Here is a 23,258-nt window from a genome sequence, read left to right on the forward strand (position 1 = left end):
CGACCGAACGGTCGGTCAATAAAATTCCAACATATTGACGTACACAAACGAAAACCGCCGGACCTTTCGGCCCGGCGGATCAGGGGTCAGTGGCCCATCGCGCCCATCTGCTGCGGCAGGTAGAGCACCACCACCGGCACCAGTACGATCAGCGCCAGCCGGAAGATGTCGGCGATCCAGAACGGCGTCACCCCGCGAAAGATCGTGCCGGTCGAGACATCGCCAACCACGCCCTTGAGGATGAAAACATTGAGGCCCACGGGTGGGGTGATCAGGCTGATCTCGGTGACCACCACGACCACGATGCCGAACCAGATCGGATCATATCCCAGCGAGGTGACCAGCGGAAAGAAGATCGGCACGGTGAGCAGCAGCATCGACAGCGATTCAAACACGCAGCCCAGGATGATGTAGATGCCGAGGATCATCAGGATCACCACAAACGGCGCCACATCATAGGCGGTGACCATGGCGATCAGCGCCTCGGGTAGGCCGGCAAGGTTGATGAAGTTGGAAAACACCTGCGCCCCGATCAGCACCGAAAACAGGGATGCGGCGGTAAAGCTGGTCTCTTTCAGCACCTCGAAGGTGGACCCAACCGTCAACCCACCCCGGAAAAGCGCGATCAGAAAGGCGCCTGCCGCGCCCATGCCTGCCGCCTCGGTCGGCGAGAAGGTCAGATTCAGAGGGTGAAAGTCGAAAGCGCCATACAGCCCGCCGATCACCAGGAAGAACAGCAACAGCACCGCCCAGACCGAACCCAGTGCACGCACCCGCTCGCCCCAGCCCGCACGTTCACCCGCGGGGCCCGCTTCGGGATTGCGCCACACGGTCCAGCGCACGGCAAAGAGATAGAACAGGATGCCCAGGATACCGGGAATGATCCCCGCCATGAACAGCTTGCCGATCGAGGTTTCGGTCAACAACCCGTAGATCACCAGGATGACCGAAGGCGGGATCAGGATGCCCAGCGTGCCGCCCGCCGCGATGGACGCGGTCGACAGCTCGTCGGTATAGCCGTAGCGGCGCATTTCCGGCATCGCGACCTTGGACATGGTGGCCGCCGTGGCCAGCGACGAGCCGCAGATGGCCGAGAAGCCACCACAGGCGGCAACCGTTGCCATGGCGATGCCACCCCGGAAATGGCCCAGGAATGCGTTCGACACCGCATAAAGCTCGCGCGCCATGCCGCCCTTGTTGACGAAAAGCCCCATCAGGATAAACAGCGGCACCACGCTGAGGCCGTAATCCTGCGCGGTATCCATCACCTGACGGCCCACCATGGACATCGCGGCCTTGAGCCCGCGTTCATCCAGGATCGAGCCGCCCCGCTCGTAGGCAAAGCCCAGCGTGCCGACCAGACCCATGGCAAAGACGATGGGCAGGCGCAGCAGCACCAGCACCAGGACAAGTGCAAAACCGATCAGTGCGGCAGTCATTTCAGGGCCTCCGAAAGCAGGCGGGGAGCGAAGAGATGCAAGAGGCCGGTGATGACCAGCGCCACCGCGCTGATGCCCACGGAAATGGCGATGAACCAGCCCACGATATAGGTCGGGATCGCCAGATATTCGGTCACGTCGCCATAGTCGCGCGAGCGTTCGGCCAGGATCCAGACGCGGCTCATCGGCCAGTACAGCATGATACCGCTGACCAGATGAATCAGCCCGTCACGGATACGGTCCAGCCGCAGGCGATGAAACAGACCATCGGTCAGGTCGACGGCGATCTGGCCGTTGTTGACCGAGATGATGGGAAGGACCGAGAACACCAGCACCGCCATCAGGATGCGGGTCAGTTCGGTCGCGGCCTCGATGGGCGCATTCAGGACGGATCTGAGGATCACGTCGCAGAAGGTCATCACCATCAGGATGAAGAGGGCAAGGCAGGCCACCAACACAGGCGCAAAGCTGGCGTGGCGGGCAAGCCGGATCAGGGACGTCATGGGCTCCTCCGGCGGGCTGGCTGGGGCGGCGATAACCGCCGCCCCGCTGAAATGGCTCAGTTGGCGGCCATTTCCGATTTGATCAGGTCATAGGCGGCCTGGGCGTCGATCCCGGCGGCGGCGACCTCGGCAATCACCTTTTCGCGCACATCGGCGGCGATGGCGGCGAACTTCTCAAGATCGGCGGCCGAGGCTGCGTTGATCGCGTTGCCTTCGGTGGCCTCGGTCTCGGTCCGGCCGATGGCGTCGATCTCGTCCCAGATCTTGCCGATCTCGCGGCTCAGCGGCTCGCCGAACACCTTATCCTCCAGCGCCTGCTGGATGTCCTCGGGCAGGTCGGCAAAGCTGTCTTCGTTCATGATGAAGGCGAAGGAGCCGCGATAGAGGCCGCCGGGCATCTCATAGACGTTCTGGGCAACCTCGGTCAGCTTGAAGCCCTTGCGCGATTCAAACGGCATCACCACGCCATCGGCGGCCTTGGAGGCGAGCGTTTCATAGACCTTGGGGGCGGGAACCTGGATGCCGGTGGCGCCCAGGGCAGTGCCCACATCGCCGCCGACACCGCCGGGGATGCGCACCTTGAGGCCCGCGATCTGCGCCATGTCGGTGACCGGCGCGGTCGAGTGCAGCTGCGCCGGGCCATGGGTGTGCAGGGCGATCAGCTTGACGCCGCGATGCTCGTCGGCCTTGCTCAGATACTGGTCATAGGCGCGCCAATAGGCGACCGAAGCGGCCTCGGCAGAACCCTCATAGCCCGGCAGTTCGATCAGCTTGGTGGTGACAAAGCGACCCGGCTGGTAGCCGTGGAAGATGATCGACAGATCGGCGGCGCCGTCCTGGATCAGGTCCATCTGAGCGGGGGGCGGGGCGATGCCCAGCTTCAGCTCGGCGGTGACCTGACCGTCGGTGGCCTCTTCGACCATCTCGACGAACTTGGGCCACATCATCGCGTTGATGCCGTGGGTCGGCGGCGCCCAGCTGGAGATGGTCAGCGTGTAATCCGCCGCCATCGCGATGGTTCCGCTGACGGCCATCGCCGCCGAGGCCAGAAGGGTGCTGAGTTTGGTCAGTTTCATGGGTTTTACTCCTCCCTGAAAACGTGAGTCGAGAATGCGTTAATGGTCCTTTTTGTAACCATCAACGGCGGTTAAATTTCTGCTGATGGGTCTCCCCTTGGCGCCAGAACCCACGAGTCGGGGCTTTCGCTGGCGACCAATTCCATGATTTCCATGGATTTTTCCCAACCTTGCGATTGGGCCAGATGCATCGGCCCGCCCCGGTGACGCGGAAAGCCGTAGCCGTGCAGTTGCACCATATCGACATCCTCGGCGCGCTCGGCGATGCCTTCGGAAACGATTCGCGCGCCTTCGTTGGCCAGCACCGCCAGCAGGCGCTGGGCGATCTCTTCGGCGCTGAAAGGGCGCCGGGTGATGCCCCGTTTGGCCGAATAGTCGACGATCAGCGTCTCGACCTCGGGGTCGCGTTCCGGGGAACGCGATCCTTCGGCATAGCGGTACCAGCCCTTGCCGCTGCGCTGGCCCAGACGGTCCATCTCGCAGAGCATATCGGCGATGCGCTCATAGCGTTCGGCGGGGTCGCGGGTGGCCGCTTGCCGCTTGCGGTTGGCCCAGGCGATTTGCAGCCCGGTCAGGTCCTGCAACTCGAATGGCCCCATCGGCAGCCCCTGCGCCCGCATCGCGGCGTCCACCTCATGCGGCAGGGCACCGTCGGCCAGCAGGTATTCCGCCTCGCGCCGATAGGCGGCCAGCATCCGGTTGCCGATGAACCCGTCACAGATGCCTGACAGGACCGAAATCTTGCGCAGCCGCTTGCCGAGCGCAAAGCCGGTGGCCAGCACCTCGGGCGCGGTATCGGGGGTTTTGACGATTTCGAGCAGCTTCATCACATGCGCCGGACTGAAGAAATGCAGGCCCAAGCAGCGGGCGGGGTTCGCGATACCGGCAAAGACCAGTTGCGGATCGAGGTAGGAGGTATTGGTCGCCAGAATGGCGTCGGGGCGCATCACGGCGGCCAGATCAGCAAAGACTATGCGCTTGACGTCGAGATCCTCGAACACCGCCTCGATGGCCAGATCGGCATCGGAGGCATCGGCATAGGTGTCGGTGGTGGCGAGCCGGGCCAGCATGTCGGCCTGGGCGTCGGGGCTGATCTTGCCGCGCTTGACGCCCGCTGCGACCAGCCCGGCAACCCGCTCCTGCGCCGCCTGAGCCGCCGCCGCATCGCGCTCGATGACGGTGACACTCAGCCCGCCGCCAAGACAGGCCATGGCGACCCCGGCGCCCATCAGCCCGCCGCCGACAATGGCAACGCGGGTCAGCTCGCGTGGGGTGACTCCGGCGATGGCGTCGGGCCGGGCGACGAGACGCTCGGCAAAGAAGGCATAGCGCAGGGCGCGGCTTTCGTCGGACTGGCGCAGGCCCAGATGCAGGGCGCGTTCGCGCGGCTGGCCCTGGTCAAAGGGCAAGGCGGCCCATTGCAGCGCGTCGAGATTGTGCAGCGGCGCGGCACGGCCCTTGGCCGCCTTGGACAGGGCGCGCTTGGCCTCAGCCAACGCCTCGCTGTTCAGCGCCTGCACCTGCCGCAGACGGGTCTTTTCCGGGCGTGGCGGCAGACCCTTGGCAAAGCCCTGTGCGGCAGCCCGCAAATCGCCCTCGGCAACCTGGTCGAGCCCCCCCAGCGCCAGCATCTGCGCGGCATCCAGCATCTTGCCCGAACAGGCCATGTCGATGGCCGCCATCATGCCGATCAGGCGCGGCGCGCGTTGGGTGCCGCCCGCGCCGGGGATCAGGCCCACATTGACCTCGGGCAGGCCGAATTTGGTGCCCGGCGCGGCGATGCGCCAGGCGCAGGCCAGCGCGATCTCAAACCCACCGCCCAGAACCGTGCCATGCATCGCCGCAACAAAGGGCGTTTCGCTGTCTTCGATCATCTGCACCACGTCGGGCAGATGCGGTTCCTCGGCGGGGCGGTCGAATTCGGTCATGTCGCCACCGGCGACAAAGGTGCGGCCGGCGCAGGTCAGGATCGCGACGCGGGCGCCCTGCACCTCGGCCACCGCACGGGCCAACCCGGCACGCACCGGCGTCGAGGTCGCGTTGACCGGCGGGCTGTCGATCTCGACCCAGGCGATATCGCCGTCGCGCCTTACCGTAACCACCTGGTTTTCGCCCATCTGCCCGCCTCCACCGGTCGAGAATCAATTGCGAAGAATTTATTGACCAACCGTTCGGTTTATGCAAGATGGTTGTTGAAACATTCGCAAAGCGGGGCGGAGATGAGCGATACGATTCTTGCGCAAGATCATGGCAACTGGGTGGAAATCACGCTGAATCGCCCGGATCGGCTGAACAGCTTCACCGACGAGATGCATCTGGCCCTGCGCGCCGCGCTGGAAGGCGCGCGCGACAATGGCGCCCGCGCGGTGCTGCTCACCGGCGCCGGGCGCGGGTTCTGCGCGGGTCAGGATCTGGGCGACCGCGATCCGTCGAAAATGGACGGCCCGCCCGATCTGGGCTATACCGTGCGCACCTTCTATGCGCCTTTGGTGCGGCTGATCCGCTCGCTCGATTTCCCGGTGATCTGCGCCGTCAACGGCGTGGCCGCAGGCGCGGGGGTCAATATAGCGCTGGCCTGCGACATCGTGCTGGCGGGCGAAAGCGCCAAGTTCATCCAGTCTTTTGCCAAGGTGGGGCTGATCCCCGATACCGGCGGCTCGTGGCACCTGCCGCGCCTGTTGGGCGAGGCGCGCGCCAAGGGGCTGGCGCTGACCGCACAACCCCTGCCTGCGAAACAGGCCGAAGACTGGGGCCTGATCTGGAAGGCGCTGCCTGACGACCAGTTGATGACCGAGGCCCGCGCCATGGCCGAGCAGTTCGCCAATGGTCCGACGCTGGGCTTTGGCCTGACCAAGCGCTGCATTCAGGCGGCCTGTGTCGACACGCTCGAAGATCATCTTGAACTCGAGGCCGATGCCATGAAAACCTGTGGCGAAAGCGCCGATTATGCCGAGGGTGTCAGCGCCTTTCTGGAAAAGCGCGCGCCAAGGTTTCAGGGTAAGTGAGCATGACACCAAAAGAACGGGCGGAACGGTCGGCTGCGGCCATGTGGTCGGACGACAACGCCTCGAAATGGGCGGGGATGGAGATTACCCGCGTCGACGAGGGGCTGGCGGTGCTGGAACTGACCGTCGCCGCGCATCATTGCAACGGGCATGGCATCTGCCACGGCGGCGTGACCTTCATGCTGGCCGATAGCGCATTCGCCTTTGCCTGCAACAGCCGCAACCAGTCGACCGTCGCCCAGCATAACGTGATCAGCTATATCGCGCCGGGCCATTTGGGCGACCGGCTGACCGCCACCGCGACCGAGGTCAGCCTGACCGGGCGCAGCGGGATTTACGACGTGAAAGTGACCAATCAGGACGGCCGCACCATCGCCGAGTTTCGGGGTATGTCCCGGGCGATCAAGGGCCACCTGTTCGACGAGGATTAAGGCGAGGAGGACGTCATGAAGGACCTGAGCCCCAAGAAAGAAGACCTGGATCCGATCGAGATCGCCTCGATCGACGAGATCCGCGCGTTGCAGCTGGACCGCCTGAAATGGTCGCTGCGCCATGCCTATGACAACGTGCCGATGTACAAGAAGCGGTTCGACGAGGCAGGCGTGCACCCCGACGACCTGCAAACGCTGGCCGATCTGGCCAAGTTCCCGTTCACCTACAAGAACGACCTGCGCGACAACTATCCGTTCGGCCTCTTTGCCGTGCCGCGCGAACAGATCATTCGCCTGCATGCCTCCTCGGGCACCACGGGCAAGCCGACGGTGGTAGGTTACACCGCCAATGACATTTCGAACTGGGCCGATCTGGTGGCGCGCTCATTGCGCGCGGCGGGTCTGCGCAAGGGCGACATGATCCACAACGCCTATGGCTATGGCCTGTTCACCGGGGGCCTGGGCGCCCATTACGGGATCGAGCGGCTGGGCGCCACCGTGGTGCCGATGTCGGGCGGCCAGACCGAGAAACAGGTGGGCCTGATCACCGATTTCAAACCCACCGGCATCATGGTGACCCCGTCCTATATGCTCAACATTCTGGAACAGTATCACAAGGTCGGCATGGACCCGCGTGAAAGCTCGCTCCAGGTCGGTGTGTTCGGCGCCGAACCCTGGACCGATGCCATGCGGCGCGAGGTCGAGGAGGCGTTCGACATGCATGCGGTCGATATCTACGGCCTTTCCGAGATCATGGGGCCGGGTGTGGCCAATGAATGCGTCGAGACCAAGGATGGTCCGGTCATCTGGGAGGATCACTTCCTGCCCGAAATCATCGACCCGGCCACCGGCGAGGTGCTGCCCGATGGCGAGATGGGCGAACTGGTGTTCACCACGCTCACCAAGGAAGGCCTGCCGATGGTGCGCTATCGCACCCGCGACCTGACCCGGCTGTTGCCGGGCACCGCGCGCAGCATGCGGCGGATGGAAAAGATCACCGGGCGCAGCGACGACATGATCATCCTGCGGGGCGTCAATGTCTTCCCCAGCCAGGTCGAGGAACAGGTGATGGCCACGGGCGGCCTTGCGCCGCATTACCAGATCGAGCTCTACAAGGCCGGCCGGATGGACGCGATGCGCGTCTTTGTCGAGGCGCTGCCGACCATGACCGATGAACTCAGCAAGACCGCCGCCGCGCGGATGCTGACAAAGCGGATCAAGGACATCGTTGGCGTTTCGACCGAGATTGTTGTAGGCAACCCCGGAGATGTCGAACGCAGCCAGGGCAAGGCCAAGCGCGTCGTCGACAACCGCGACAAGGAGTAGGGTTTGGCCAGAACGATTGCGAAGGACCACGATCAGAAGCGCGCCCAGATCTTGAAGTCTGCGGCGCGCGTCTTCGCGCGCGAGGGTTTCGACCGCGCCTCGATGACCCAGCTCGCGCGCGAATGCGGGATATCAAAGGCCAATATCTATCACTATTACGACAGCAAGGATGCGATCCTGTTCGACATCCTAGAAACCTATCTGCACGAGCTGCGCGACCGCATCTGCGGCATCGATATCGCCGGGCTGAGCGGGCCCGAGCGGCTGCATACCGTGGTGCGGGAAATCCTGCTGGCCTATCAGGGCGTGGATGACGAACACCGCGTGCAGACCAGTGGCATGTCGGCCCTGCCGGACGAGCAGCAGAAACAGCTGCGCGGCTACCAGCGCGACATGATCGGGTTTCTCAGCAATATCCTGAACGGCATCGCGCCCGAGACCTTTGCCGGCAACCCGGGCAAGCTGCGGGGCGCCACCATGTCGGTCTTTGGCATGCTGAACTGGTATTACATGTGGAATTCCGGCGCCGACACCGCCGCGCGCGAGGAATATGCCCGCATGGTCAGCGACCTGACGCTGCACGGGCTAAAAGGACTCTGATCACGGGAAAGAGACGCGCTCCGTACCGTTCTTAACATGCGCGTTTGCGCCCTCCGGGGCGCGAGGAGCAAGAAACTCCGGCTTGGTTTGATGCGCAACACGGTGTTTCTCGCTTTGAAAATTCGCTGTGCGGACGGGGCCGCCCTTCGATTTCCGCACCTGAATGGACGCTATGCGTGGTTTGCCACCTCAGCGAAAACCATGACGGGTGGAATGCCGACCTCGGCGGGGCGGGCGAACGCATCTCTGTCTCAATGCGTAAGTGAACTTTTGGTTAGGCCTTACGGGTGGTGCCAAGATAACCGAAATGAGGGATGGAGAATGTTGAACTCATTGTTCTGCGACTTAAGACCGTGGCGCCATCGAAGTCAGGCCGACAGATGCATTCAAAAGGTATTCGTTAGCAAACGATCAAAGAGAGCAGAGAATGACCCAGAAAATGCGTCGATGGCAGGTATGAAACGCTTCCAAGGCCCATCTTCTTTACTATCTGGCGACGAAAGCTTGGTCTTTTCAGTTCGTTCGAACGTCACCAAACATCATAAAGAATTATCTTGGCACCATGATCACTGTGAAAATTTGAGACCTGCCGAGTTTCATGAACCGATGCCGCGACTGCTGCAGGATTAACACCAACTGGAGAGGGAATCTCTGTGCCAATAGCTTTCATCGCACTGTACTTTGTACTGGGAAATAATTTTGACATTGCCTGCCAGAGCTGGTCAACCGCGGCTCCTGTTTCTCAGTCCTCAGAAACGTGATGAAGCCACTTCCCAAAGTGAAAAAGGCTTGGACGATATCCAAGCTCCAAAACGTCATTCCAACTGATCGAAGAAAACTTCGGCATGAGTATTTCAATTTCGGATAAAGAGTTATCATTTACGGGAATAGCGGGACTACTGATCTGCGACTCAGGTTCAAGTCGAAACGCTTTGCAACGTCAGATCGGGCAACCCGGTTATCCGAGTTCCACATCCATCAGCTTGTGAAGTTGCATTGTGCGGATCGTCGCTGCTGGGAATTCGGGGTTCTCGCGCAGATATTGCATCGAGAACAGGGGGTCCAACCGCCGCAGCGCCCTGAGCGTCTGGCGGGCGGCGGCATAGTCCTTGCGCCGAAGCCGCAGCGCATAGAGATGACGCAGCGGCGGCTGCGAGGTCGGCGCAAGCTCAGCGGCCCGTTGCGCCGCCTGTTCGGCGGCATCGAAGTCTTTGGCTGTCAGATTGGCCACGCACAGCCGCATCAGCGAGAAGACTTCGAGAGAACTGTTGGCCAGTTGCCGTTGTGCTCTGCTGGCGGCGATCAACGCTGCCTCGGCGGCCCCGCGCCGCAGTTCCAGCGCACCGAGGCTTGCATATGCATAGCCAATTCCCGGATTGCTGCGCAGCGCACTTTTTGCGTAGGACAGGGCCGTTTGCGGATCCTCGAATACCAGATCCTGAACATCGGCAAGAAAAGACAGCGCCAGCGCATTCCTGGAGTCGAGCGCCCGGCTTTGCCGGATCAGGTCGGTCACCTCGCCAATCAGATGATCGCGGTCCGTGTTGCGGGTTTCGAGCGCGAGGAAGGCAAGCGCCAGCGCCTTGAGCGCCGGGCGTGGGGCGTGTGGATCAATGTCGTTAGCGCGCCCCAATGTCCGGATGGCCTTGCGCAACCGGTCGGGATCGAAGCTGAAGACGTCCGCCAGCGCCTCGGCCGCCAGGACATTGGCTTGCTGGGCCGGTGACGCGACAAAACTGCGCGCGCCCATTGCCTCGCTCGCTTCGGTTGCCAAGGCTGCCGCGGTGTCCATCATGCTTTCGGTTTCGCGGCTGTCGATGAAGAGTTGGCGCGACCAGAACAGCCTTCCCGCCGGTTCCTCCGTCATGCGCGCGAGGACGGCAAACGCCTTGTTGATCCGGGTCACCCGGATTGCAAAGCGGGCACCGGGTGTCACGATCACGGGTGTCAACGTGCCGTCCAGGGCGCGCACATCAGCACGAAAGTGGCTTTTAACTGTCTGGGTTAGCTGGGTGCTGATCGCATCGGTCAGAAAGCGTTCCAGTTTGTCCGACTCCAACCCCAGGTCTTGATCGAGGAAGAACCTCGGGGGCTCCTGCGTCCAGGACAGGGGGCGTTCCGCCTCGGTAGCGTGGAGCCGTGCAGGCAGAGCCCTCGCAGGCAGTTCTACTTCTGCCATCTGAAGCAGGCTGGCGCGTTCCTGTCTCAGCCAGTCTTCGAAACCTTCTGAGAGAATGTCGATGCCTTCCAGGAAATCCCTTCCAGCTCGCAGGCGCTGCAAAACGCCTTGCTGGTCATCAAGGAGGTCGATTGTCACATCCTTCGAAGTCATCCAGATGTCGGTTCGGTTTGCGCACAGGATGTCTCTGGCATCGCCAAGCTGCCGACGGATGGATGAAAGCGCCTGCCGCAGACTGCCTGACGCCTGATCGGGGCCTCGGTCCGACCACAAGAGCGCTTCTAGCCAGCGCCGCCCGACGGTCATTCGGGGCGACAGCGCAAGGATGACCGGAATGACCCGGTTCCGACTGCCGACCGGGGTCAGGTTCCTGCCGTTCTCATCCGAGATGCGGGGAACGCCGATCGTTTCGATTCTGAGCTTCACCGTTGGCTGCACCGTTTGAGCCCGTTTGGCACCATCCCCGACAGGAAGCACGTCAAAGTTACCTTGCGTCAACATCTAAGTGTCGAATGGCCCAAGGCGCACCCGTCTTTGGCCCGCCGTCCGGGGCGAGGGAATGCGCCCGGCACCGATCACTTCGATCAGTTCCGTGTCGTAGCCGAGGATCTCTGGCACGTGCCTGTTGAGCTCCGAGCTTCGCGCGATCAGCCACAGGGTCTCGCTTGCCGTGGTCTGGGCCGTGCCGTCGTTGATCGCACAGATCAGGCGGCGGCTGGCCTGGGAGGCTGCAAAGCTGGTTCCACGCATCACCACCTGCGAGCCATCGGTCGATCCGGCCGACAGGATGCCGCCATGGGCCGGGCCGTCGTCCGTCGGGAAGGCGGCCGTGGGCGCGCGCTTGGTTTTCGTGCCCTGGGGGCGCGGGAGCGTCGTGCCTGCATCCTTCCCGTCCCGCCGCCCCCGACCGGTGGAGGAGTAGAAGGACGGCCTGCCATCGCTGGCCCGGTATCCACCAACCCGCGCGGCCCCCTTGTGCGCTGCCGAGGCGTTCATGGTGCCGTGCCTGCGCACGGGGGTAACAGCGAGGATATCGTTGTTGATGTAGACGCCGTCCGCATTTCTGGGGTAGCTGTAGCTTTCGAGCGGGCGCCCGTCGCTGTCATTGGTGACGTAACCCGGATCGTCGAAGTAGCTGCGCAGGTTGATGACCCTGTTTGGCGTCAGGCCCTGGTCGGTCTGTATAGACAGGGTGACGAAGTGGCCTTCCCGGCGACGCGTCTGCAAGGAAATCCGCCAGACGCCGCTGTCGGCGACCGACGGGTCGCCATCAAGCCGGTAGGTTGGGGCCACGCAGAGGATATAGCGGAACCGGTTGCGTTCGGTGCGACGTATCTTGCCTTCCCTCACATGGTCTTCGGGGACGGCCCAGGCCACATAGAGGTGGGCAACCGTCACACCGTCACGTTGCAGGGCGCAGAATTGCGTTTCGCCTTTCGTGAGCTTCGGTGGTTGCGGGGTCGGGACCGTCGCGCCGGGCGCGTTGAACGAAAGGCGGATTGCGGGCGTCAGTTCGTCCTTTTGCCGATCTACCTGTTCAAACCAGACTTCGGTGAAGTTCGAGGACTGGTCCTGCGGCAAGACGCGCCAGTTGAGCGCTTTGGGCTGTCCCCGCATCGGTTCGAGAAAGGCGTTGCAGCGGGCAAGGTTGTCGTTGCCCGTCGGCATGACGATGCCGATCCGCGCCTTCCTCTGTTTTTTCACGCGGATGTCTTGAAACTGGTCGAGCGCGGCGGCGAAGCGGTCGTGGATGTCCTTGTACCCCGCGTGTTTGCCGAACGACAGGTTGATCACGATGGGAAAGCCGCCTTCGGGCACGTCCGCCCCTGCGTCCTTCATCTTTTTCCAGATGCCGTCCGCCACATCCGCCACGTGCTGGATCGCGTGCAGCATGTAGCTGTCCAGATAGGTCCCCGAGGCGCCGAAAACCGCACTGGACGGGGCGTTGACGGCGATAATGCGGACCCGTTCATCGAAGTTGTCAGTGGCGCCGGGGTCAGCGCCCGCCACCATGTCGAGCACATGCGCCCCGTGAGAGGCGCGCTGCGCCAGCGAGGTCTGGCGGCTGACCTGCGACAGGTTCAGCGCGCCCAGCCGCTTGTGAAACGCCTCTTCGTCCAGCCGCCCCTTGAACGTGCCGCCGCTGAAGTCCTGCAAGTGTTCGTTGATCTCGTGTTCATAGAACGCGCAGCCGAAGGGGACGTCGGGGAACCGCGCCGGATTGAGACTCCAGTTGCCGATCATCTGCCAGGCGGACAGGATGCGCGTCTTGCCATCGGCGAAGCGCAGCCGCCGGTGGCCCAGCGGCATGCCGACGTCGATGACCCCGGCGATGATGGTCTTGGGGTCGATCACAGTCGACAGCGTGCCGTCCTCGCCCGACGGCAGGTTCGCTTGCTCGGGTTGCTTGACGCCGACATCGCCGTCCGGGTTCAGGGCGAGCGTGGGCACCACGATCTGATCGAGGTGCTTGAAGTGATACCAGGTATCGTCTGGTAGGAAACGCTGCGGGATGAACTTCAGAACATTGTCACCGTCCCGCAGATCGCTTTCATCCTCGCGCTTGATCTGGTCTTCGCCGGGGCCGACCGTTGCCCAGTGAATGTAGGGGTCGATATCGTCTTTGGGCTTGTCCCAATTTGTCCATGTGTATGTCATTGCAATCCCTCCAGGCCCGTCAGGCCCATTCGTCCACGGCATCGGCCCAGAGCGCCGCAAAGAGCTTGATGCGGGGGTTTTCTACCTCATCGGAGGCAGGGGTCGGATGCAGGCTGGCCTTGATCCAGACGAGGTCGAAGTCCCGCTCGGGGGCAAAGTCCGATGTCGCTGCCGCGTCAGGTTCAAATTCCAGGGCCCCCGGCGTCAGCGCCGTGCCGTGCCCTGCCGCGGCCATGTCGCAGATCGCTTCGCCCAAGGCAGCGCCAAGGCATGCGCCTGCCGCTGAATCCACCGGGAAGTGGACACCGGCAACCGTGCGGTTGACCGCGATGCGATGGGCGATGCGGAAGACCATGGGCAGGTCGGGTTCTGTCATCGCCTGGCCGAGTTTCTGCCCCGTCATCAGCCTGTGCAGCACGGTCGCCAGCGCAAAGGCTTCGGTTGCGTGGCCGGATGGATAGCTGGAATGGTCAGGCGTCGGGATGATGGGCTGGACCTGGGCCGCGTATTCCGAAGGCCGGGGCATCCAGGTGTGGTGCTTGGCCTGCATCGAAAGGCTGATCACCACCGAATGAACGGCTGACAGGACGTGCAGCGTTGCTTCGCGGCGGTTCAGGTTCATGTGATGCGCGGCCTCGAAGAACGAGATGATGTCGTCCATTTGGCGGTAGATTTCCGGGATCCGGTCCGCCCGCAGGTCCGAGTAGCCGCGCAGCAACTGCATCTGCGGGCGCAGACCGTTGCCCGCAGCGTAGGTCGGGATCTTCAGCGTGGCGACCGGTTCTCCGCACAGCTCGACCCTGGCCCCGTTACCGCCGTCTGCCTCGACCCTGAAGTTCGACAAGAGCTCGCCCGTCAGGATTTGCTGGCGCCGCAGGTCGGAGAGGTATTTCAAGTCATCGCCGACGCCGTTGCAATTCGGCGCGTTCAGGTCGGTGCCTTCCACATCCCAGAAGCCGGTGATAGCGTCCTGCTGAACCATCAAAGCCGAGGAAACAAGCGGCGACGTGCCGCCGCCTGCGTGAGTGCCGCCGTGGGTCCCCCCGTGTGTTCCACCATGAGTGCCGCCGTGTGTTCCGCCATGAGTGCCACCATGGGTTCCACCGTGGGTGCCGCCAATCAATGCCATTTGTCTCTCCTTCCTCTTCGGCGCGCCGTCGCGCGGCGCGCATTTCTTTTTCAACTTGCACGTGCGACATGGCCACCCTGCACCGGGCATGACATCGATGTTCCATCCTATCGCAATTCTTCCGCAATTCCCGCGTGAATCGGGCCAGGAATGCCCCGGGTATCCTGCGCGGGGTGCCAAACCTATGTTTGAAAAGTATTTTTTGAATTGACCAGACAGAGGGCTGAACGCGAACAGCCGCCGTGGTGATTCCGAATTCACCGCACGATACCGCGGAATTTCTTCAGCCTTTGCGTGAAGTGGCCAGTCTTAGGGGTGTGACATGTCCAACAGAGGAGAGTTTTGATATGTACTGTCAGCCCGACCACGGAGGCCCCGCCGGCCCTTACGGAAACATCTACCGTTCAACAATGTCCGCGTGCCGGTCCTTCGACTATTTCTTTCCCGATGCACCTGTTCAGGTCGCCGATCCCGCGAGAGTGAAGGCGCTTGATGCGCTGGGGTTGGCCATGGTCAAACGGGATCCTGTCGCTGGTGCGAATTCGGCCCTTGCGCCGGTCCTGACTTACTTCGGCCAGTTCATCGACCACGACATCACGGCCGGAACCGACCGCGACGGCGCGAACGAGATGATCGACGCGCCTGATCTGGCCCCGCGTTCGCGCGAAGCGGTGCGCACCGAAAAGCAGAATATGCGGTCGGGTCGGTTGGACCTCGACAGCCTTTACGGGGGGCTGCCCGACGGTGTTCCGCAGAACCCGGCCGACAAGGCTTTTCTGGACAAGCTGGTTTCAGCCATGCGGTCAAAGACCTTTCGAGGTCAGATGCGGATCGACGTCTATTCCGAAGACACTCCCGACTCTGCGGTTCCTTTTCCGACAACTGACCGGGCTGGGGATCTGCTGCGTCTGGGGGCGTTGGAGCGGGACAAGTTGGTCACAGAAGACGAGATCCTGGGCCTGTCCGACGGCATGAGGAAGATGTTCACCCGCAAGGATGGCAAAACCCTCAATCCCACGCGGGCGATCATCGGTGATGCCCGCAACGACGAAAACCTGATCATCGCCCAGTTTCATCTGGTGTTCCTGCGCTTGCACAACCGGCTGGTCCAGAACCGGCCCGGGCATGTCAAAGCGTCGAAAGCCTTCGACTGGGCGCGGGATCGCACGCGCTGGATCTACCAATGGCTGGTGGTCAACGAATACCTGCGCAAGATCTGCCAGGAAGACATTCTGGACGACATTCTGGCCGCCGGTCCCGGGCTTTACCAGAACTTCCTGGCCAACAGCGGATGCACCGATGGCAAGCTGCCCTTGCCGATCGAGTTTTCCGCCGCCGCGTTTCGTTTCGGCCATTCGATGGTGCGTGACGCCTATGACTGGAACACGTTCTTCGGGACCAAAACGACCCATGATCCAACCCTGCCTGAGGCGGGTTCTCAGTTGCTTTTCGCCTTCACCGGCGGCGGCGAGATGAACGGCTTCCCGGTCGATCGTCTGCCCGGCAACTGGGGGGCGGACTGGCAACGGCTGATCTTTGCCGGGGCCGGGGCGACGCCGACCGAGTTCGCCCGCAAGATCGACACGCATCTGGCGCTGGAGCTGGGCGCGCTGCCCGGCGGCACCGCGGGCACGATCATGGCGCACCTGGCGCGGCGCAATCTGCGGCGTGGGCATATGCTGAACCTGCCGTCGGCACAGGACTGCGCGGGCGAACTGGGCCTGGTCCCGCTCGGCACCGCCGAACTGGGCGAAGGCGAGATCGCGCAGGTCCTGTCGCAAGGCGGGCTGAGCGAGGCGACGCCGTTGTGGTACTACGTCCTGCGCGAGGCGGAGGTACGCAACAGCGGAGAGGCGCTCGGCCCGTTGGGCACGAACCTCGTCGCCCAGACCCTGCTGGGGTTGGTGCAGTCCGATCCGGGGTCGTACTGGCACCAGACCGGAACCGGCGGCGCACGCTGGACTCCAGCGGACCTCGTGGCGGACGGCTTGCCCGACCTGTCCTCGATCGAAGCGGTGATGCGATTCGGCGGACATCTTAGGTGAACGGCAAACGGCGGCCCCTTATCCGGGCCGCCGTTAATTCGCGCGGGGTTGGACACCTAGTTTGATTGCGCTGCAGCAATCTGAGCGTCGATCAGGGCCTGCTGGGCCTCAAGCAGCGCCTTCTGTTGTTCGAGAACGCCCTTCTGAGCCCTCAGTCGCGCGCTGCGGCCGCTCAGCGCGTTGACCGGTGCCGCAATGATGGCCGAGATCACATCGAGCGGGATCGACAGGCAGGCCGCGACCTCGCTGGGTTTCTCGACATCGAACTTTGAGATCATCCCGGCTTTGAAAGTCAACGTCGCGATCGATCTGACGCAGGGGCGGCGGTCGATCCGGATCCCCATCACATGGCGGGGGTGCGCAACGGTCGCAATGTGTTCGAACTTGGCTTTGTCGTCCTTGATCGTGATCGTCACCGGCACCAGAAGCGGCACGCAGACCGCCGCCGCCGCGGGGCAGGGGGTGGTCGGCCCTTCGAGAACGGAGGCATCGTAGGAGGTGCTGAGGGTCATCCCGTTGCCAAGTGATTTGCCCGAACCGCGATATTCGCTGGCGAAAGGATTGATCATGATGCTGAACGCATCAGTGCTTGCATCGCGCAAAGAAATCTCGGCGTCTTCGCCCGACAGGATCGCCGTCACCCGTGAGGTCGCCGCTTTCACGATCTCGTCGGATTGTTCGTCAGTATCGACCTTGACGGAGGCCAGCAGTCCGTCCGCGGTCGTTTCGATCGTGTATAGATCGTTGCTGAAGGCGGAATAGCCGGCCCGGGCCACAAATGCGCGCGACAGGTCAGGTCTATTTTCAACGACGATTGTCGCGTCAAGCAATTTTGCGCGCTCGAATGTGACGCGCAGGAACGATTTGGGCAGGTAATAGGGCATCCCGCTGGCCAGGTTGCCCGGTGACAACGCCGCGCTGTTCAGCGGGGCTTGCTGCGCGCACCCGACTGCAAGAAAAAGGGCACCGCAAAGTGCCGCGGCATGAATATGCTTCATGGTCGTTTCCTTTTTCGGTTGGGGTGCAGCCGGGGCCGATGCCGCCCCGGCTGCAGTTCTGTCACGCAGACGTACGGACACGGCGCTTGCGCGCGCGCGCGGGATTGGTCACGGCCAGCGTAGCGGCCGGTCCGACCGCATTGTACTGTCCGCCGATGGCCTCGTACCTGGTCTTGTTGCCGGCCTCATCCGTGCCGACGATCACCCGAAGGCCGTCCACGATTTCATCCAGAACCTGCACGCTCGCCGACGGCGACAGGAAGCCTCCATCGGCGGGCACGCCCTCCCGGCGCAGGACGATGTCAAGAAACCCGTCGCTCTGGTTGACGAAAATCAGGTCAAGGTCTTCCTTGCTGCCCGGTGCGTCCCCTTCATGCAGCCAGACAGAGGTGAACTTGCCGCCGACGTATGCGCCAAAAGTCTGGCCGAAGTCGTTCGTCAGATCCTGCAGGATCCGCAGAACATCGTCGCTCCGCTCAAACGGCCGGACCTGGTCACCCCATTCGGCGAAGGTGCGCAGAAACTTGATTGAGTTTGCCATTGTCTTGTTCCTCCAAAATGATGTGTGCCGTGTGATCCGGCACAAATTGGAGTAGGGGACACTCGTGAATGGCCCGTGCGTCCACCGCAAATGACAAGGGAAAAACGCGTGACTGTCCCCGCCATGCTGTTCAGCGTCACATTATTTAAAGTCCGAGGCTTTCGGCCAGCACGGCCAAGGCCCGTGCGGTTTCGAGGCTGTTGCCGATACGCTTTGCCAGATCGAGGCTGTTGTGTGCGTAGCGGCAATCACGGAGGCCGTCATCGGCCGATTTGGGCCGTCTTCGCTATGGTCGATGACAGCAACGCGCGGTTCGCACCCGTTCATGCGAAGCGCAGCATCCGTCACGCTGGGCTCTACTCCGCCATTCGCTATCCAGTCGTAGTGTATCCGGGTCCGCTCTCGTCGGGATAGTCAAAGACATAGAGGACGTAAGCGTCCGGCGCGCGTGGCGCCACCATCCTCGCAGAACCGAGGGGGCGTTAGGGGGGACCGGCTCGTCGGTCGGCCCGATAGTGCCATACCGGGGCGCCCCGGCGGCAATTCACGGGTGTTTCAGGCCCAGGCTGTCCAGCAGGTTGGCGGCTTCGGCCTCCCAGCGGGAGCGCATCTCGGCGTTCCCGGGACTGCGTTTGATATCCGGCCCGTATGATGCTCAATTTGCGCTTGCCCTGTGATGCCCACAGCGGCAGGCGCAATTGCCATTCAGAGGTGGGTCACATGTTATCGAACCGAGAGCTTCTGCAGAAACTCCTCAAGGGCATCGAAACCGGTGATCCGGCGGCTGCGGCTGTTGTCAACGAAGAGAAATACATCCAGCACTACCCTCAGACCCACGAGGGCAGCGAAGGATTGGCCGTTCTGTTCGCCCGCCTTGCCAAAACCAACCCGCGTGTCCGGTTCGTGCGCGTGTTCGAAGATGGTGATTTTGCCTTTGCCCATAACGAGTATGATTTCGCCAGCCTTCGGGTCGCGTTCGAGGTGTTCCGCTTCGAGAACGGCAGGGCGGTCGAGCATTGGGACAACATTCAGCCCATGTTGGGGCCAAATCCCTCGGGTCGCGGAATGCTGGATGGTGTGACGCAGATAACCGATCTGGAAAGGACAGAGGCGAACCGGGCGTTGGTGCGGGATTTTGCCCAACGGGTTCTTGTCGGTCGGCAGCTCGATTTTCTGGGGTCTTGTGTCGATGACGGGTTGATCCAGCATGACCCCGAGATTGCGGACGGGCGCGCCGCCTATCGCGCGGCGCTGGAGGCCGTAACGAATGGTCAGCCGCGCCTCCACTACACAAGGCTTCATCGGGTGTTGGCAGAGGGCAACTTTGTCCTGTGCATGTGCGAAGGAGAGCGCGACGGGGTCCATTCCAGTTTCTACGATCTCTTTCGCGTGGAAAATGACACGATCATCGAACACTGGAACACGATCGAGGCGATTGCGCCGCGAAATGAGTGGAAGAACGAGAACGGAAAGTTCTAGAGCTTGCCCCGATCCGGTCGGACGGAAACCGGGCGGGGTGGTAGGTATGGCCTGAGCCGGGGCGTGACCGTAAAGCCGTGCCTCACGGGGAGGTTTCGACAAGACCGAAGATCTCGACCGTGTCCACCAGTCCGCGAACCTCATGCCGACCGTGCGAGGCAAACAGGTCCGGGGCGTGCTGCGCCACCGAAGCCGTGGCAAGAACCGGGGCGCCGATGGTCTTGGTCAGCCCCTCAACGCGGCTTGCGACATTCACTGCTCCGCCAAGCACGGTGAAGTCAAGCCTGCCCTGGCTGCCGATATTGCCATAGCTGACCTGGCCTGCATTCAGGCCGATACCGATATCCAGCCTCGTCTTGCCCTGGGCGGCACGGTGTTCATTCAACGTGGCGAGGCCGGCAAGGACAGCTTGCGCCGCCAGGGCGGATTGCCGGCACCGCGCGGCCTTGTCCGCGCGGCCAGAGATCGGGAAGACCGACAGAACACCGTCGCCCATAAACTTGAGCACATCACCGCCGTTGCCTTCGACCGATTGCACGACCACTTCGAAATAGCCGTCCAGCGCGTCGAAAACCTCTTGCTCGCTTTGGGTGTCGGAAAAGGCCGTGAACCCGCGAAGATCGGAAAACATGATGACCGCCTCAAGCGTGCTGCGCTCGCTGCGCTTGATGGCGCCGTTCCAGACCGCGCTGGAGGGGCCATCGCCCAGATACGTGCGCAAAAGGCTTTGTGTCGACTTGCGCATGGTGATCGGCTCCATCGCCGAGGACAGCCCCGGCTTTATGGCTTCGATCAGGGCCAGATGTTTCGGCGAAAACCCATCCTCGGCCCGCGTCGCAAAGGTGCAGCCGTGTTGCGACCCGTCTCCATAGTCAAGCAAGGTCGCATAATAGTCGGTGCCGCCCTCGGCCGCGAACTCCAGATACGAGGCATGGTCTCGTGCCGGGTCCAGACCGCGCAGGCTTTTGTGCAGAGGGCGCTGATTTTCAAGGATGTATTCAAAGGCGCTGCCGATATAGCCGTCGGTCAGCATTCGCGCGTGAGTCACGTCATAGACTTCGGTGCCGTCCGGCGTCCAGACCACGCCCCAGGCGATCAGCAGCGGGTTGGCAAAGCGTTGGCCGATGTTGACGCGCCAGAGCGGGACGCCGGCATCGACCAGGCTCGCGCAGAGATGTGAGACGATCCCGACCGGATCCCCCGAACGACGCCCGGTCGTCATCATCCAGTTGTTAAGTGCGGCGGCCGCTTCCATACCCTCTGACTATCGCAAGGTGAGATTGATGCAAAGTCTCGCCGACTTGGCACCTCATCAAGCGGAAACAGCAAAAGCGTGCCCGGGAAGGTTTTGGCGACACTCTTCAGGCGCTCAAATCTGCGGGCTTGAGCTGGCCGATGCCAGACGGCACGGTGCAGTCCGAAGCTTGACCTATCACAATCACGGAGAAACCAGCAGGCCACAAACCTGTCGGGCCTCAGCCGGGTTGCTCTTGTGGGGCCGAGCGGGGCGCCCGGGGCGCCCCGGCGGGTGTTCAGGGGCGTTTCAGGCCCAGGCTGTCCAGCAGGTTGGCGGCCTCGGCCTCCCAGCGGGTGCGCATCTCGGCATTGCCGGTGCGGCGCAGGCCCATGGCGCGCAGCGCCTCGGTCCGACCCGCGCTGCCGGTGCCAAAGCTGGCCGCGACGCGCGGCCACCAATAGGCCGCCGAGGCTTGCAGTGCTTCGACCTCGCCGTCTTCGACCAGCTTTGCCGCGCCTTCCAGCGCCAGTTCGCCATGGCGGGTCTCGATCGGGGCAATGGCGCGGAATGCTTCGGCCAGCGGCTGATACGAGATCATGGTAAAATCGGCCAGTTGCACCACCACGGCGCGTGCCATCAGCAGGTTCATCATCACCGCGTCGGCCCAGCCCTCGATCGGGTAGTTGAACACCGCCAGCCGCATGTCCCGCTCGGTCCGGGCGGCGCCGATATCGGCGTCCCGCTCCAGCCGCGCGGTCCAGGGGTGATGGGTGGCATAGCGCTGGGTATCCGCCCCGAACTCGCCCATGATCCGCAGCACGCGGTCGGCATTGTCGGTCTTTTCCAGCACGATCTTGGCGGCGGCGATGCGCTCCTTGATGCCCGGTCCCTGGTTGATGATTTCCGCAAACCCCGCCGCACCGGCCAGTTCGCTGTCCACGAAAGTGGCCATCAGCTTCATCAGCTCGGCGCGATAGCGCGCCGGTACGTTGGTTGGATTGGTCAGCATCCCGCCAGCGGCGAGGTAGCTGTCGATCGTCATGTCTTCGGCCATGTCACTCTCCTCACTGGTCGTAGTCGACAACAACGGTGTCGGTCAGCGGATAGGCCTGACAGCTGAGCACATAGCCCTTCTCGACCTCGTAATCCTCAAGCGCGTGGTTGGCGACCATCTCGACCTCACCTTCCAGCACCCTACAGCGACATGTTGAACAAACTCCTGCCTTGCAGGCAAAAGGCGCGTCCAGGCTGTTTTGCAGGGCTGCATCCAGGATCGACAGGTCCTTGGGCATGTCAAAGCTCTGGGTGGCGCCGTCCAGCGTGATGGCGGCGCGGGTCTGGTTGGCCCCCTTGGCAGCTTCGCTCGAAACCGCCTTGCGCTTGGCCCGGCCGGGCTGGGCGCTGGCGAACAGTTCGAACTTGATCTGCGCATCGCTCAGCCCGTGTGCGCGAAGTGCTGCGGCAATGCCCAGCATCATCGGCTCAGGCCCGCAGATAAAGGCGGTGTCGACATGCTGGATGTCGATCCAGTGTTCGAACAGCTGGCCGCATTTCTCTTCGGTCACCAGACCGGTGAACAGTTCGATCTCCTGCGCATCCGTCTCCAGGATATGCAGCACGTTGAACCGGCCCATGTAGAGGTTCTTCAGATCCTCCAGCTCTTCGCGGAACATGATCGTGTTCACGCCTTTGTTGGCGTAGACCAGCGTGAACTGCGACCGGGGCTCGCGCGCCAGCGTGGTCTTGATGATCGACAGCACCGGGGTGATGCCCGAACCGCCGGCAAAGCCCAGATACTGTTTCTCGGCGCCGGGATCGAGCGGGGTGTGGAACCCTCCCATCGGCGGCATGGCCTGAACCGTATCGCCCACCTTCAGCTCTTCGTTGGCCCAGGTCGAGAAGGCGCCGCCATCGACGCGCTTGATCCCGATCTGCAGCACGCCGTCATCCTTGCCCGAACAGATCGAGTAGGAACGGCGCAGCTCTTCGCCCTCGAACGCGCGGCGGAAGGTCAGGTATTGGCCTTGGGTGAAATCGAACTCGCTGGCCGCGCCATTGGCGGGTTTCAGCGTGACCACGACAGCGTCGCGGATCGTCTTGTGGATGTCGGTGACTTCCAGATCGTGAAAGCGTGCCATCCGGTCCTCCTCAGATACATTTGAAATAGTCGAAGGGTTCCAGGCAGTCGGTACAGCGCCAATGGGCCTTGCACGGGGTCGAGCCGAACTGGCTCACCTTTTCGACCGCCTTGCTGCCGCAGCGCGGACAGCGTTCGGGGCCGCCGGCAGGGCGGGGCGGGGCGATGCCGTATTCCTCCAGCTTCACCTTGCCCTTCTCGCTCAGCCAGTCAGTGGTCCAGGCGGGCGATATCTGGGTCTTGATCCGGATATCCTTGACCCCCCGGTTGCGCAGTGCGGTCTCGATATCCATCGAGATGATCGCGGTCGCGGGGCAGCCCGAATAGGTGGGGGTGACGGTCACCGTCAGTGTTTCCCCCTCCCAGGCGACATCGCGCACGATGCCCAGATCGACGACCGAGATCACCGGGATCTCGGGGTCTGGAACGGTATCGAGCCAGTCCCAGACCTGCTGTTGCGACGGCTGGTCCATGG

19 protein-coding genes are annotated in these 23,258 nt (G+C 62.7%); 6 read left to right on the plus strand and 13 right to left on the minus strand.

The window, feature by feature from the left end:
- Positions 1-86: 86 nt before the first annotated feature.
- The 4 genes from SPO_RS03715 to SPO_RS03730 all read right to left on the minus strand — a co-directional run bounded on the left by SPO_RS03715 (position 87) and on the right by SPO_RS03730 (position 5,135).
- Positions 87-1,439, minus strand: a complete 1,353-nt coding sequence (locus SPO_RS03715) for a TRAP transporter large permease (protein ID WP_011046485.1) — start codon at positions 1,437-1,439, stop codon at positions 87-89.
- On the minus strand, positions 1,436-1,942 hold the full coding sequence (locus SPO_RS03720; RefSeq protein ID WP_011046486.1) for a TRAP transporter small permease: 507 nt from the start codon (positions 1,940-1,942) through the stop codon (positions 1,436-1,438). The genes SPO_RS03715 and SPO_RS03720 overlap by 4 nt, the downstream gene beginning before the upstream one ends.
- A gap of 56 nt (positions 1,943-1,998) precedes the next feature.
- Complete coding sequence (locus SPO_RS03725) at positions 1,999-3,018, minus strand: TRAP transporter substrate-binding protein (RefSeq protein ID WP_011046487.1); 1,020 nt, start codon at positions 3,016-3,018, stop codon at positions 1,999-2,001.
- A gap of 71 nt (positions 3,019-3,089) precedes the next feature.
- Positions 3,090-5,135, minus strand: coding sequence for an FAD-dependent oxidoreductase (locus SPO_RS03730; RefSeq protein WP_011046488.1), 2,046 nt, complete (start codon positions 5,133-5,135; stop codon positions 3,090-3,092).
- A 102-nt stretch (positions 5,136-5,237) separates the two neighbouring features.
- Here SPO_RS03730 and paaG point away from each other — a divergent pair, with 102 nt between their 5' ends.
- From paaG to SPO_RS03750, 4 genes are read left to right on the plus strand one after another with little or no spacing between them, the layout of a single operon-like run.
- Positions 5,238-6,023 (plus strand): 2-(1,2-epoxy-1,2-dihydrophenyl)acetyl-CoA isomerase PaaG, encoded by a 786-nt coding sequence (gene paaG / locus SPO_RS03735; RefSeq protein ID WP_011046489.1) that lies wholly within the window; start codon positions 5,238-5,240, stop codon positions 6,021-6,023.
- A 2-nt stretch (positions 6,024-6,025) separates the two neighbouring features.
- Complete coding sequence (paaI, locus tag SPO_RS03740) at positions 6,026-6,454, plus strand: hydroxyphenylacetyl-CoA thioesterase PaaI (protein WP_011046490.1); 429 nt, start codon at positions 6,026-6,028, stop codon at positions 6,452-6,454.
- A 15-nt stretch (positions 6,455-6,469) separates the two neighbouring features.
- The gene (gene paaK, locus SPO_RS03745) at positions 6,470-7,780 is read left to right on the plus strand and encodes a phenylacetate--CoA ligase PaaK (protein ID WP_011046491.1); all 1,311 of its coding nucleotides are present in this window, start codon (positions 6,470-6,472) and stop codon (positions 7,778-7,780) included.
- 3 nt (positions 7,781-7,783) lie between these two features.
- Positions 7,784-8,380, plus strand: coding sequence for a TetR/AcrR family transcriptional regulator (locus tag SPO_RS03750; protein WP_011046492.1), 597 nt, complete (start codon positions 7,784-7,786; stop codon positions 8,378-8,380).
- A 958-nt stretch (positions 8,381-9,338) separates the two neighbouring features.
- On the opposite strand, the gene SPO_RS22755 is transcribed toward SPO_RS03750, so the two are convergent.
- From SPO_RS22755 to SPO_RS22125, 3 genes are read right to left on the minus strand one after another with little or no spacing between them, the layout of a single operon-like run.
- On the minus strand, positions 9,339-11,060 hold the full coding sequence (locus SPO_RS22755; RefSeq protein ID WP_011046493.1) for a hypothetical protein: 1,722 nt from the start codon (positions 11,058-11,060) through the stop codon (positions 9,339-9,341).
- Positions 11,061-13,217 (minus strand): hypothetical protein, encoded by a 2,157-nt coding sequence (locus SPO_RS03760; RefSeq protein ID WP_044027903.1) that lies wholly within the window; start codon positions 13,215-13,217, stop codon positions 11,061-11,063.
- A gap of 19 nt (positions 13,218-13,236) precedes the next feature.
- Positions 13,237-14,346, minus strand: a complete 1,110-nt coding sequence (locus tag SPO_RS22125; protein ID WP_144083952.1) for a vanadium-dependent haloperoxidase — start codon at positions 14,344-14,346, stop codon at positions 13,237-13,239.
- A gap of 242 nt (positions 14,347-14,588) precedes the next feature.
- On the opposite strand from SPO_RS22125, the gene SPO_RS03770 reads away from it, so the two are divergent.
- Positions 14,589-16,391 (plus strand): peroxidase family protein, encoded by a 1,803-nt coding sequence (locus SPO_RS03770; RefSeq protein WP_144083953.1) that lies wholly within the window; start codon positions 14,589-14,591, stop codon positions 16,389-16,391.
- A 56-nt stretch (positions 16,392-16,447) separates the two neighbouring features.
- Here SPO_RS03770 and SPO_RS03775 read toward each other — a convergent pair whose 3' ends face one another.
- A complete protein-coding gene (locus SPO_RS03775) occupies positions 16,448-17,389 on the minus strand; it encodes a hypothetical protein (protein WP_044027904.1) in 942 nt (313 codons plus the stop codon).
- A 61-nt stretch (positions 17,390-17,450) separates the two neighbouring features.
- Complete coding sequence (locus tag SPO_RS03780) at positions 17,451-17,930, minus strand: hypothetical protein (protein WP_044027905.1); 480 nt, start codon at positions 17,928-17,930, stop codon at positions 17,451-17,453.
- A gap of 720 nt (positions 17,931-18,650) precedes the next feature.
- On the opposite strand from SPO_RS03780, the gene SPO_RS03785 reads away from it, so the two are divergent.
- A complete protein-coding gene (locus tag SPO_RS03785; protein WP_011046499.1) occupies positions 18,651-19,409 on the plus strand; it encodes a nuclear transport factor 2 family protein in 759 nt (252 codons plus the stop codon).
- Positions 19,410-19,491: 82 nt separating this feature from the next.
- On the opposite strand, the gene SPO_RS03790 is transcribed toward SPO_RS03785, so the two are convergent.
- The 4 genes from SPO_RS03790 to paaD form a co-directional block, all read right to left on the minus strand.
- A complete protein-coding gene (locus SPO_RS03790; RefSeq protein WP_011046500.1) occupies positions 19,492-20,664 on the minus strand; it encodes an adenylate/guanylate cyclase domain-containing protein in 1,173 nt (390 codons plus the stop codon).
- A 277-nt stretch (positions 20,665-20,941) separates the two neighbouring features.
- The gene (locus SPO_RS03795) at positions 20,942-21,700 is read right to left on the minus strand and encodes a Phenylacetic acid catabolic protein (protein ID WP_011046501.1); all 759 of its coding nucleotides are present in this window, start codon (positions 21,698-21,700) and stop codon (positions 20,942-20,944) included.
- A 10-nt stretch (positions 21,701-21,710) separates the two neighbouring features.
- Positions 21,711-22,784 (minus strand): 1,2-phenylacetyl-CoA epoxidase subunit PaaE, encoded by a 1,074-nt coding sequence (gene paaE / locus SPO_RS03800; RefSeq protein ID WP_011046502.1) that lies wholly within the window; start codon positions 22,782-22,784, stop codon positions 21,711-21,713.
- 10 nt (positions 22,785-22,794) lie between these two features.
- Positions 22,795-23,256: a 1,2-phenylacetyl-CoA epoxidase subunit PaaD gene (paaD, locus tag SPO_RS03805; protein WP_011046503.1), complete on the minus strand. Its 462-nt coding sequence runs from the start codon at positions 23,254-23,256 to the stop codon at positions 22,795-22,797.
- Between the last annotated feature and the right edge of the window lie 2 nt (positions 23,257-23,258).

It is taken from the genome of Ruegeria pomeroyi DSS-3 (assembly GCF_000011965.2).
Taxonomy (GTDB): Bacteria; Pseudomonadota; Alphaproteobacteria; order Rhodobacterales; family Rhodobacteraceae; genus Ruegeria_B; species Ruegeria_B pomeroyi.

Excerpts from the sequence above, each read along its gene's own strand:
- SPO_RS03715 (WP_011046485.1), bottom strand. The coding sequence starts at position 1,439 with ATGACTGCCGCACTGATCGGTTTTGCACTTGTCCTGGTGCTGGTGCTG.
- SPO_RS03720 (WP_011046486.1), bottom strand. The coding sequence starts at position 1,942 with ATGACGTCCCTGATCCGGCTTGCCCGCCACGCCAGCTTTGCGCCTGTG.
- SPO_RS03725 (WP_011046487.1), bottom strand. The coding sequence starts at position 3,018 with ATGAAACTGACCAAACTCAGCACCCTTCTGGCCTCGGCGGCGATGGCC.
- SPO_RS03730 (WP_011046488.1), bottom strand. The coding sequence starts at position 5,135 with ATGGGCGAAAACCAGGTGGTTACGGTAAGGCGCGACGGCGATATCGCC.
- paaG (WP_011046489.1), top strand. The coding sequence starts at position 5,238 with ATGAGCGATACGATTCTTGCGCAAGATCATGGCAACTGGGTGGAAATC.
- paaI (WP_011046490.1), top strand. The coding sequence starts at position 6,026 with ATGACACCAAAAGAACGGGCGGAACGGTCGGCTGCGGCCATGTGGTCG.
- paaK (WP_011046491.1), top strand. The coding sequence starts at position 6,470 with ATGAAGGACCTGAGCCCCAAGAAAGAAGACCTGGATCCGATCGAGATC.
- SPO_RS22755 (WP_011046493.1), bottom strand. The coding sequence starts at position 11,060 with ATGTTGACGCAAGGTAACTTTGACGTGCTTCCTGTCGGGGATGGTGCC.
- SPO_RS03760 (WP_044027903.1), bottom strand. The coding sequence starts at position 13,217 with ATGACATACACATGGACAAATTGGGACAAGCCCAAAGACGATATCGAC.
- SPO_RS22125 (WP_144083952.1), bottom strand. The coding sequence starts at position 14,346 with ATGGCATTGATTGGCGGCACCCACGGTGGAACCCATGGTGGCACTCAT.
- SPO_RS03775 (WP_044027904.1), bottom strand. The coding sequence starts at position 17,389 with ATGAAGCATATTCATGCCGCGGCACTTTGCGGTGCCCTTTTTCTTGCA.
- SPO_RS03780 (WP_044027905.1), bottom strand. The coding sequence starts at position 17,930 with ATGGCAAACTCAATCAAGTTTCTGCGCACCTTCGCCGAATGGGGTGAC.
- SPO_RS03785 (WP_011046499.1), top strand. The coding sequence starts at position 18,651 with ATGTTATCGAACCGAGAGCTTCTGCAGAAACTCCTCAAGGGCATCGAA.
- SPO_RS03790 (WP_011046500.1), bottom strand. The coding sequence starts at position 20,664 with ATGGAAGCGGCCGCCGCACTTAACAACTGGATGATGACGACCGGGCGT.
- SPO_RS03795 (WP_011046501.1), bottom strand. The coding sequence starts at position 21,700 with ATGGCCGAAGACATGACGATCGACAGCTACCTCGCCGCTGGCGGGATG.
- paaE (WP_011046502.1), bottom strand. The coding sequence starts at position 22,784 with ATGGCACGCTTTCACGATCTGGAAGTCACCGACATCCACAAGACGATC.
- paaD (WP_011046503.1), bottom strand. The coding sequence starts at position 23,256 with ATGGACCAGCCGTCGCAACAGCAGGTCTGGGACTGGCTCGATACCGTT.